This is a genomic window from Microbispora hainanensis, from assembly GCF_006874475.1.
GTDB classification, from domain to species: Bacteria; Actinomycetota; Actinomycetes; order Streptosporangiales; family Streptosporangiaceae; genus Microbispora; species Microbispora hainanensis.
Genome location: NZ_VIRM01000100.1, coordinates 1 through 8,110, shown reverse-complemented (window position 1 = coordinate 8,110; position 8,110 = coordinate 1). Strand labels below are relative to the sequence as shown.

The window sequence follows — 8,110 nt, the reverse complement described above, 5'->3', positions numbered from 1 at the left end:
CGCTTACCACGTCCGCATTCCCTGACCCTCACGACAGCGCTCCGGCCGCGACGCTGTCGCGTTGTGGGCTTGACCATCTGATCCGTAAAGCAATGGCGTGGTCCCCGCGACGCATCCTCGATCCACCTATCTCCGAGAGGAGATTCGTCTGCCGCATCTCTTCGGTTCAAAAGTCGCGGCGACGGCGGGGCGGAAGCCGTCCGACAGCCCTCGCCCGGCTCTCTCCAGGAGCGGACCAAGGAAGACAAACCCCATGGGGGTATGTTACGGTCTGTCCCGGCTATACCCCCTAGGGGTAGGAAGCGAAGGAGGACGGACATGTGCACTGCATGCGCGTGCGGTACGGAATCGGCTCAGGCCACGGCGACCGCTGAGGCGGGCCCGGCGGACGGCAAGGTCTATTCGGTGAACGGAATGACCTGCGGCCACTGCGTCTCCTCGGTGTCCGGGGAGATCGGCAAGGTCGGCGGCGTGACCGGAGTGGCCGTCGACCTGCCGACCGGCGCGGTCACCGTCAGCGGCTCGGGTTTCACCGATGAGGAGATCCGCGCCGCAGTGGAACAGGCCGGCTACCAGCTGGCGGGTCGTTCCTAGGGGACCGAGTCCCGAAGAAGGCGGTGGGCGTGCACTGCCATGCACGCCCACCTGCGGGGCCGGTCCGATTCGGCATCACACCCAACCCCCTACCGCATCCTCCCATCGCGGGGCGGACGCGAAGAACAGGAGTGCGGCATGAACGCCGTCAATCCGCGCAGGTGGCGGGCACTGATCGTGCTCGCCGCGGCACAGTTCATGGTCATCATGGACACCTCGATCATCGGTGTCGCGTTGCCCGACATGCAGCGCGACCTGGGCTTCTCCCCGGACGGGCTGCAGTGGGTCTTCAACGCCTACGTCATCGCCTTCGGCGGCCTGCTGCTGCTCGGAGGTCGTCTGTCCGACCTGTTCGGCGCCCGAAGGATCTTCACCACCGGCTGGCTCATCCTGATCGCCGGGTCGGCCGTGGCCGCCGTGGCGAGCAGCCCGTGGATGGAGATCCTCGGCCGTGGTGTGCAGGGCGTCGGCGGCGCGCTCATCGCCCCGGCCTCGATGACCCTGCTCATGATGCTCTTCTCGCACGACTCGCGGGAACTCGGCAAGGCCATGGCCCTGTACGGCGCCGCGGCCCCGGCCGGTGGCACCGCCGGGGTGTTCCTCGGCGGGGTCATCACCGAGTATCTGAGCTGGCCGGGGGTCTTCATCGTCTACATCCCCATCGGCATCGCCACTCTGCTGGCCGTGCCCGCACTGTTGCCCGCGGTCGCCGGCCGGCGCGGGTCGGTGGACGTGCTCGGCGGTCTCGCCGTCACCGCCGGGATCGCCCTGGCCGTGTTCGCCATCGTCCGGGCCCCCGAGCAAGGCTGGGGCTCCGCCGCCACGCTGCTGGAACTGGCGGGGGCGGTCGTGCTGCTCGTGCTGTTCCTGCTCGTGCAGCGCGTGATCCGGGAGCCGCTCATGCCGCTGGGGATCTGGCGGACCCCCGGGCTGGCCGTCGCCAACCTCGCGATGGCGCTGCTCGGCGCGGCCTGGATCCCGATGTGGTACTTCCTCAACCTCTACCTGCAGCAGGTCCTCGGCTACAGCGCCTTCCCCAGTGGAGCGGCCCTGCTTCCCATGACGATCGCGATTATGATCTTCATGATCGGGATCACCGCCCGGCTGCTCGGCAGGTTCGGCGCCAAGCCACTGATCGTCATCGGGCTCGCCGTGCTGGCCGCGGGGGTGGCCGCGCTGTCCCTGGTCCGGCCGGACGGGACCTTCGTCGCCGATGTGCTGCCCGCCTCGCTGGTCGCGGCGGTGGGGATGTCCCTGGCCTACATCCCGGCGATGATGTCGGCGATGTCCGGCGCGCGGCCCGAGGAGAGCGGGCTGGCCTCCGGCATCGTCAACACCACCTACCAGATCGGCTCGGCGCTCGGCCTGGCCGTGATGACCGCGCTCGCCACGAGCGGGGGAGCGGCCGCGGTGGACGGCCCGGCGGCGCTCACCGACGGCTTCCAGGCCGCCTTCACCGGCGCGGCGGTCGTGGCGGCGGCCGGTGCCGTACTCACCCTGCTGCTCATGCGGAAGCCGGCATCCGCCGTGTCTCCCGCAGCGGACGCCGAAGCGTCATCCGCACAGGTGTGAGTGACGGTGAGTGGGCCCGCCCTTGGAAGTGGCGGGCCCACGAAATACCTTAGGGGGGTATCGTATTTAGTAAGAGACAAGACAGCGAACCTCAGAGCAAGGCGGGGAGATGGCCGGATACACGGGGACGAAGGAAGACCACCTCAGGCGGCTGCGCCGGATCGAGGGGCAGGTCCGCGGACTGCAGCGGATGGTCGACGAGGACAAGTACTGCATCGACATCCTCACCCAGGTCTCGGCCGCCAACAGAGCACTCCAGGCGTTCGCCCTGGAACTGCTGGACGAGCACATGGCGCACTGTGTCGCCGAGGCCATCGCGAAGGGCGGCACCGAGGCCGACCTCAAGATCAAGGAAGCCTCCGACGCCGTCGCCCGTCTCGTCCGTTCCTGATCGATCTCACGAAGGAGAAGCGTCATGACCACAGCCACCAACACCGTCACCGGCATGACCTGCGGCCACTGCGTCAGCTCGGTCAAGGAAGAAGTAGGCGAGGTTCCCGGTGTCACCGGTGTCGAGGTCGATCTGGCCACCGGGCTGATGACAGTCGAAAGCGACGGCCCAATCGACACGGCCCGGATCAGGGCCGCCGTCGAGGAGGCCGGATACGAATTGGTGGAACAGCCATGAAGACGTCATTCACCCTGGGTGCCTACGTTCTCGGTCTCGCCGTGGTTTTTGGAGGGGCGTTCGGCGTCGGCGGCGCCATCGGCGCGACCGGACCGGCGCCCGCGAAGACCGGCCACGCGGGGCACGCGAAGGCGGTCGTGAAGGAGACGGAACACGTGCCGGGAGGACTCCAGGTGTCCCAGAGTGGCTACACCCTCACCCCGCAGACCACGACCATCGCCCCCGGGACGGAGACCGAGTTCCGGTTCACGGTGAACGGCCCCGACGGCCGCCGGGTGACCGCTTACGAGACCCGGCACGACAAGAAGCTGCACCTCATCGTGGTCAGCCGGGATGCGACCGTCTTCCGGCACCTGCACCCAGAGCTTGCCGGTGACGGAGTCTGGTCGGTGCCGCTGACGCTGCCCGACGCCGGCGCCTACCGGATCTTCGCCGACTTCGCCCCCCAGGGCGGCGAAGGGCTGACCCTCGGCGCCGACCTGTACGCCGCCGGCGACTACGCGCCCCGGCCGCTCCCGGCGCCCAGCCGTACGGTGACGGTCGACGGATACACCGTGCGGCTCGACGGCACCCTCACACCGGGCGCGGCGAGCAGGCTCACCGCCGAGATCAGCAGGGACGGCAAGCCCGTCACCGACCTGCAGCCCTACCTCGGGGCCTACGGACACCTGGTCGCGCTGCGCGTGGGCGACCTCGCCTACCTGCACGTGCACCCCGACGGCGCTCCGGATGACGGCGTCACCCCCGCCGGCCCGGGCATCACCTTCTACGCCGAGGTCCCCAGCCGCGGCGACTACCGGCTCTTCCTCGACTTCCAGCACGACGGAACCGTGCGCACCGCCGCCTTCACCGTACGGGCGGAGCACCCCTCGGGGGCGGCCCCCTCCGCCACGGCGGACCACGGATCCGAACACTCCCACTCCGGCCACTGACACCGGGCATGATCCAGAAAGGAGGAGCGATGACCTCCATCACCGGCGACAAGCCGTCCACCGCGGGCGGCACCGTCGAGCTCTCAATCGGCGGAATGACCTGCGCGTCGTGCGCCAACCGGATCGAGCGCAAGCTCAACAAACTGGACGGCGTCACCGCCACGGTCAACTACGCCACGGAGAAGGCCAAGGTCAGCTTCCCTGCCGATCTGGACCCCCACCTGCTTGTGGCGGAGGTGGAGAAGGCCGGCTACACCGCCAAGCTCCCCGAGCCGCCCAATCCCAAGCAGGCGTCTGAGGAGCCGGAAGACGAGCTCGCTTCCCTACGGACCCGGCTACTGGTCTCCGTCGTGCTCGCCGTACCAGTGATCGCGCTGGCGATGATCCCCGCGCTGCAGTTCACCTACTGGCAGTGGCTGTCGCTCACGCTCGCGGCCCCGGTCGTGGTCTACGGCGGACTGCCGTTCCACAAGGCCGCCTGGACCAATCTGCGGCACGGCACCGCCACGATGGACACGCTGGTGTCGCTGGGCACGATCGCCGCTCTGGGCTGGTCGCTGTGGGCCCTGTTCCTCGGCAGCGCCGGGGTGCCCGGCATGACTCACGGGTTTGATCTGACGATCTCCCGCAGTGACGGCTCGGGCAACATCTACCTCGAGGCAGCTGCGGGCGTGACCGCGTTCATTCTGGCCGGCCGCTACTTCGAAGCGAGGTCCAAGCGGCGCGCCGGTGCGGCGTTGCGTGCTCTGCTGGAGCTGGGCGCCAAGGACGTCGCCATACTCCGCGACGGCCGCGAGGTGCGCATCCCCGTCGACGAGCTGAAAGCCGGTGACCACTTCGTCGTCCGGCCCGGTGAGAAGATCGCCACCGACGGCGTCATCGAGGAAGGCACCTCGGCGGTCGACGCCTCGATGCTCACCGGCGAGTCGGTCCCCGTCGAGGTCCGGCCGGGCGATTCGGTGACCGGGGCAACGGTCAACGCCGGCGGCCGGTTGGTCGTCCGGGCCACCCGGGTCGGGGCCGACACCCAGCTCGCCCAGATGGCGCGCCTGGTCGAAGACGCCCAGACCGGCAAGGCCCAGGTGCAGCGCCTGGCCGACCGCATCTCCGGCATCTTCGTCCCGATCGTCATCGCCCTGTCGGTCGCGACGCTGGGGTACTGGCTCGGCACCGGCGAAGGGGCCGGGGCGGCCTTCACCGCCGCGGTCGCCGTACTGATCATCGCCTGCCCCTGCGCGCTGGGGCTGGCCACGCCGACCGCGCTGCTGGTCGGCACCGGCCGCGGCGCCCAGCTTGGCATCCTGATCAAGGGCCCCGAAGTGCTGGAGTCGACCCGCACGATCGACACGGTCGTGCTCGACAAGACCGGCACCGTCACCGAAGGAAAGATGACCCTCGTCGAGGTCCACCTGGCCGACGGGGAGGACCGGGACGAGGTGCTCCGCCTGGCCGGAGCCCTGGAACACGCCTCCGAGCACCCCATCGCCCAGGCCATCGCCCGCGGCGCCACCGAACGCGTCGGCACCCTGCCCACGCCTGAGGACTTCGCCAACGTCGAAGGTCTCGGCGTCCAGGGGATGGCGGACGGCCACGCCGTACTCGTCGGCCGTCCCCGCCTGCTGGAGGAATGGTCCCAGCACCTTCCCGTGGAGCTGGAACGGAGACTGCAGGAAGAACAGGTCGCGGGCCGCACGGCAGTGGCGGTCGGCTGGGACGGTGAGGCCCGCGCGGTGCTGGTGGTGGCCGACACCGTCAAACCCACCAGCGCGGAGGCCATCGCCGACCTGCGCGCCCTGGGCCTCACGCCGCTGCTGCTGACCGGCGACAACGAGGCGGTCGCCCGGACGGTCGCCGCCCAGGTCGGCACCGAGAAGGTCATCGCCGAGGTGCTGCCCGCCGACAAGGTCGATGTGATCAAGCGACTGCAGGCCGAGGGCAAGACGGTCGCGATGGTCGGCGACGGGGTCAACGACGCCGCCGCGCTCGCCCAGGCCGACCTCGGTCTCGCCATGGGCACCGGCACCGATGTGGCGATCGAGGCCGCCGACCTGACCCTGGTCAGGGGTGACCTGCGGGTGGCGGCCGACGCGATCCGGCTGTCACGGCGCACGCTGCGCACGATCAAGGGCAACCTGTTCTGGGCGTTCGCCTACAACGTCGCGGCGCTGCCGCTGGCCGCCGCGGGACTGCTCAACCCCATGATCGCCGGAGCGGCGATGGCGTTCTCCAGCGTCTTCGTCGTCAGCAACAGCCTCCGTCTGCGGCGCTTCCGCTAGACCGGCTGTATGAAGGGCCTCCGGCAATATGCGCGGAGGCCTTTCTGTTTCGACATGGCGTTGTTTGAGCCAGGAACCTTGCTGTCTCGCCTCTGCTGGCCCGGCCGCCATGACCGCCGGTGCGGCGATGGCATTCCCCAGGGCCTTCGTCGTCAGCAACAGAGTGCGCCTGCGCCGCTTCAAGCGACCCCTTTATAGGCAGGCCCGTGGCGCTCCGCCACGGGCCTGCCGGATTGGGTCTACCGACCCTCGGACAGGCTCGCCACGAGGCGGTCGAAGGGGTGCCCCCGACCAGCTCGTCCAGCACCGCGAGCAGGTGGGGGCATTCACGGGCGGAATGCTGGGGGTTCCCCCAAGGCCAGGTAGTTAGCGTTTTTGGGTGCCTGTCAAGGGGAGTGGCGGGTCGGGCACGGCGGTGTAGAGGCCGGGGCCGATCTTGTGGATGAGTCCGGTTGCGGCCCATCGGGACAGTTGCCGATACATGGTGTTCAACGTGATGTCGCCGAGGTGGATGGCGATGTCGCGGGCGTTCCAGTGCCGGTCGGGCTCGGTGTGGAGCAGGGCCAGGACCTGTGCGCTGCGGCGGTCTGCCGCGGTGGTGTGCCGGTCGTCGCGGGACCTGGTCGGCAGGGGTGGGGTGTGCGCAGGCTTCAGGATGGCGATATGGAGTGAGGTGATGGTGCGGCTGGTGTCGGGCCGGCGGTCGTCGCGTCGTTCGCCGTAGCGGGAGATCGGTGACTTGACCTTGCGGGTGCTGATGCGCGGGCGTCGTGGTGGGAGCAACCTGGCCAGCACCCGGTGTCCGATCGTTCCGATGGGGCCGGGAGCTTCGGGCAGGACGCCTTCGGCTTGGATCACCAGGTCACGGGCAGCGTGGAAGGCGATGGTGAACCCGCAGCGATCGGGATCGGTTCCGGGGCGGGACTGGGCGGCGTCGACCATGACAGTGCGCAGCAGTTGGTAGAGCGTGAGCAGCGCCCACATCTCCTGCTCGACGCCGGCTGGGTCGCCCGACCTCAGTACGCGCCCGCGCAAGATCGTGTGCCGGAGGGCGTAGTAAGCCGATTCGTGTTCCCAGCGCTGGTGATACAAGGCGACCAGGGCGCTGGCCGGGTGGCGGCGGGCGTTGGTCAGCGTGGTGACCAGCCGGTAGGAGGCGTCGAAGACGGTGCCGTCGGTGCAGGTCACGGTGATGTGGGCGTCGACGATCCGCACCGGGACCGAGCCGATCACCGACAGGTAGGAGCCGTCGGCCAGGCGGGACAGGATCGGAGCGCGGCGGTTGCTGCGCAGGCGGCCGACGACCTGGGCTCCGGTGCCCGTCACCGCGGCGAGGAAGTCGTTGCCGTCGAATCCCTTGTCCCACAGCACGAGCATGTCCGGCCTCAGCAGGTGCAGCAGCCGCTTGGCGTATTCGGTCTCACCCGTGGCGGTGGGCCCGAAGACTGCGCCGATCACCGCCCGGGTTCCGGTCTCCACGAGGGTCATCAGCTCCAACTGGGGATAGCCGCCGTGGGCCAGCCGATCGAGCCATCCTCGGTTGCGGCCGGTATCGGGGACCTTCAGCGAGCTGCAGCCGTCGAAGGAGACCGTCCGATAGGAGCCGAACCGCACCCCGGGCGTCATCGGCCGCGCCAGCGGGCCGCACAGCACCTCGAACAGCGCCTGCATCGGCCCACCGCCCACCCGGCGGCGCAGGTCGCGTAACGCCTTGGCGGTCGGTGAAACAACAGCGGGCAGCCCCGCCAGAGCGCCGGTCATCTTGTCCCAGACAAGCCGGTATCCGACCTCCGGAAACAGGCACATCGCCAGCAGGAAATACACCCCGACCCGGGAGGGAAGCGCTCGGAGCCGGTGCTGAACCCGGCCCGTCTCCGCCAGCACCGCGTCCACCAGCTCGAACGGCATGACCTGCGTGAGCTCTCCCAGATGCCCCGGTGCGAACACCCCCGCGGCCACCCGCACCACCCGGGAAATGACAGACTGATCCCGCAACGGGACTCCACTCTTCAGATGATCTTCGCCGATATCTGATCTACAGGAGTCCCGTTGCCCGTCTCAGCCGATTGACAAGAACCACATCCCCTTAACTACCTGGCCTTGGGGGT

7 protein-coding genes are annotated in these 8,110 nt (G+C 69.2%); 6 read left to right on the top strand and 1 reads right to left on the bottom strand.

The annotated features are described in order from the left end of the window. Positions 1-318: 318 nt before the first annotated feature. From FLX08_RS39290 to FLX08_RS39265, 6 genes are all read left to right on the top strand, one after another. Positions 319-594 (top strand): heavy-metal-associated domain-containing protein, encoded by a 276-nt coding sequence (locus tag FLX08_RS39290; protein WP_142625339.1) that lies wholly within the window; start codon positions 319-321, stop codon positions 592-594. Positions 595-732: 138 nt separating this feature from the next. Beyond that, a complete protein-coding gene (locus FLX08_RS39285; protein ID WP_142625338.1) occupies positions 733-2,166 on the top strand; it encodes an MFS transporter in 1,434 nt (477 codons plus the stop codon). Positions 2,167-2,275: 109 nt separating this feature from the next. Continuing rightward, complete coding sequence (locus FLX08_RS39280) at positions 2,276-2,557, top strand: metal-sensitive transcriptional regulator (protein ID WP_142625337.1); 282 nt, start codon at positions 2,276-2,278, stop codon at positions 2,555-2,557. 24 nt (positions 2,558-2,581) lie between these two features. After that, the gene (locus FLX08_RS39275; RefSeq protein WP_142625336.1) at positions 2,582-2,794 is read left to right on the top strand and encodes a heavy-metal-associated domain-containing protein; all 213 of its coding nucleotides are present in this window, start codon (positions 2,582-2,584) and stop codon (positions 2,792-2,794) included. After that, positions 2,791-3,726: a hypothetical protein gene (locus FLX08_RS39270; protein ID WP_142625335.1), complete on the top strand. Its 936-nt coding sequence runs from the start codon at positions 2,791-2,793 to the stop codon at positions 3,724-3,726. The genes FLX08_RS39275 and FLX08_RS39270 overlap by 4 nt, the downstream gene beginning before the upstream one ends. Positions 3,727-3,755: 29 nt before the next feature. Next, the gene (locus FLX08_RS39265; protein ID WP_142625334.1) at positions 3,756-6,002 is read left to right on the top strand and encodes a heavy metal translocating P-type ATPase; all 2,247 of its coding nucleotides are present in this window, start codon (positions 3,756-3,758) and stop codon (positions 6,000-6,002) included. Between the two features lie 366 nt (positions 6,003-6,368). Here FLX08_RS39265 and FLX08_RS39260 read toward each other — a convergent pair whose 3' ends face one another. Continuing rightward, positions 6,369-7,997 carry an IS4 family transposase gene (locus FLX08_RS39260; protein WP_208761968.1) on the bottom strand — a complete coding sequence of 543 codons (1,629 nt, stop codon included), beginning with the start codon at positions 7,995-7,997 and terminating at the stop codon, positions 6,369-6,371. Positions 7,998-8,110 lie beyond the last annotated feature (113 nt).